This window comes from Chrysiogenia bacterium (assembly GCA_020434085.1).
Lineage (GTDB): Bacteria > JAGRBM01 > JAGRBM01 > JAGRBM01 > JAGRBM01 > JAGRBM01.
This window is the reverse complement of record JAGRBM010000452.1, coordinates 1-2,192: the sequence shown is the minus strand read 5'-3', so window position 1 is coordinate 2,192 and position 2,192 is coordinate 1. Positions and strand designations below refer to the sequence as shown.

Below are 2,192 nucleotides of genomic sequence, written 5' to 3'. Positions count from 1 at the left end.
GGTACAGCATTCGCACCGACGGTGTCTCGCCGAACTCCATGCGCGCCCGGACACGCGAGGGCGCATCGCTGTTCATCTGCTGGTAGATCCAGCGGCCCTCTGCATCGCTTCTCGCCGTGATGACGACGGTCGCCCCGCGCAGCGCTGCGCGCCGGCCCAGGGCGCGCAGTTCGGCGGCGAGCGCGTCGCTGCGGGCCTGGATGAGTTCCTCGGCGAGATTGTGCTTCTCCAGGGTCGCGTCGCGCCGATTCTTGATGAGCTGTTCCACAGCGGCGATGTTGGGGTGTTCGGGGTCGATAGACCTCGCCTTGTTCAGGAAATCGGTCGCCGCGCGGTAATCCCGGTCTCCGACACGGTCCATGGCCCACTCCAGGTACTTCTCGACAATCTCCGTAATCCCCTGTTCCGCCTCCTGGTTGCCCGGGTCGAGGGAGAGGACTCGAAGGTACTTGTAATAGGCGTTATCGTTGAGCGGTGTCGTGAGCCGGTCTTCGCGAAACGCTGTCGCGGCCTCGTCGAGCAGCCAGTTCACCTCTTCGGTGAGGCGTTGGTCCGCTTCGCTTTTTACGGGTTCGACAGGTGCCGCACGCGGTTCGGCACGCTGGGGTTCACGCGTGGACAGCGCACCGCAACCCGCGAGCCAGATCAGGCAGGCGGCCAGCAACAACGGACGACTGGCAGATGCAATGGGTAACAAAACGCGAACCGGGTACTCTAAGGCCAGGGATTGACGGGAAGTGACATGAAACGATTTTATCTTACCTGCACGCTTTTGTTGCTCTCCGGCATCGCCCATGCAGCCGGCGGCCCGCTCGGCAGCAACAGTGCGCCGGATTTCCTGCCGGTGGATGAGGCTTTCGAGCTGACCGCGACGCGCAAAGACGGCATGGTCGAACTGCGATGGTTTGCCTTGCCCGGCTACTACCTTTACCGTCACAGCCTCTCGTTCGAAGGAGAAGGCGTAGAGGCGGGCGCCGCGGAGATTCCCCCGGGCCTGAAGAAGCACGATGAGTATTTTGGCGATGTGGAGGTGTATTACGGCGAACTTCTGGTCGATTTGCCGCTGCGCGGGCAGCCGCAAGAGGTTAGGGTTCGCGTGCGCTACCAGGGCTGCGCAGATGCCGGGCTCTGCTATCCGCCCCAGAAACGGACGCTAAAAATCCCCTTAGAAGGGTAAATTGCAGCGAACATGCTGCGATCTTCCAAAACTGGCTGTCGCTTGGCGGGAATGGCAGCTTCCTGTACACAATTGCGATTCCTAACTTCGGCGAAAATGCTTAGAATGTGGCGCTAAATCCCGAAAATGGTGTGATCATGCACAAGATCCTGGTCCTGCATGGGCCGAACCTCAACCTGCTCGGCAGTCGGGAGCCGGAAATCTACGGCTACGACACGCTGGACGACATCAATGCATCCCTGGTGGCACTGGGCCAGACGGCCAACTGCGAGGTGACGGCGCGTCAGTCCAACGCCGAACACGAACTCATCGAGGCGGTGCACGCTGCAAAGAAAGACGGGGTGGCGTTCATCCTCATCAATCCCGGTGCGTTTACCCACACGAGCGTTGCACTGCGGGACGCGTTTCTCGGCGTGGGTATTCCCTTCATCGAGATTCACCTGTCCAACGTGCATGCGCGCGAGGCATTTCGCCGCCACTCCTACCTTTCGGACATTGCCGTCGGGTGCATCTTCGGACTGGGCGCCATGGGCTATCGACTCGCGCTCCAGGCCGCCATCAGCAGGATCGAGGCATGACAATGGATATTCGAAAGGTCAAGAAGCTCATCGAACTCATGGAAGAGTCCGACATCGCGGAGATCGAGATCAAGGAAGGGGAGGACGCGGTGCGTATCTCCCGCCGGTCTGCGGGACCGAGCGCCACTTCCGCGCCTGTCGCGCAGGTTGCGACACCCGCCGCGCCGCCGCAAGCCGGTACCCCGGCTGCAAGCCCTGCCGCAAGGCCGGGCGGCCACATTGTCCACGCGCCGATGGTGGGAACCTTCTATCGGGCGCCGTCCCCGGGATCACCGCCTTTTGCCGAGGTCGGCAGCCGGGTCAAGACGGGGGATGTCCTCTGCATCATTGAGTCCATGAAGATGATGAACCAGGTCAAGGCGGACCGGGCCGGCAAGGTCGAAGCGATCCTGGTGGAGAACGGCACGCCCGTCGAATTCGACCAGCCACTCTTTACG

At 61.8% G+C, this 2,192-nt stretch carries 4 protein-coding genes; 3 read left to right on the top strand and 1 reads right to left on the bottom strand.

The features are described from left to right. Positions 1-664: hypothetical protein (locus tag KDH09_15365; GenBank protein ID MCB0221075.1), on the bottom strand; the 664-nt coding region annotated here is incomplete at its 3' end. A 78-nt stretch (positions 665-742) separates the two neighbouring features. Here KDH09_15365 and KDH09_15360 point away from each other — a divergent pair. The 3 genes from KDH09_15360 to KDH09_15350 all read left to right on the top strand — a co-directional run. Then, positions 743-1,177 (top strand): hypothetical protein, encoded by a 435-nt coding sequence (locus KDH09_15360; protein ID MCB0221074.1) that lies wholly within the window; start codon positions 743-745, stop codon positions 1,175-1,177. 137 nt (positions 1,178-1,314) lie between these two features. Further along, positions 1,315-1,755 carry a type II 3-dehydroquinate dehydratase gene (aroQ, locus tag KDH09_15355; protein MCB0221073.1) on the top strand — a complete coding sequence of 147 codons (441 nt, stop codon included), beginning with the start codon at positions 1,315-1,317 and terminating at the stop codon, positions 1,753-1,755. 2 nt (positions 1,756-1,757) lie between these two features. Beyond that, positions 1,758-2,192: acetyl-CoA carboxylase biotin carboxyl carrier protein (locus KDH09_15350; GenBank protein ID MCB0221072.1), on the top strand; the 435-nt coding region annotated here is incomplete at its 3' end.

What these genes read in the sequence shown, in the direction of transcription:
- KDH09_15360 (MCB0221074.1), top strand. Translation starts at nt 743, where the DNA reads ATGAAACGATTTTATCTTACCTGCACGCTTTTGTTGCTCTCCGGCATC.
- aroQ (MCB0221073.1), top strand. Translation starts at nt 1,315, where the DNA reads ATGCACAAGATCCTGGTCCTGCATGGGCCGAACCTCAACCTGCTCGGC.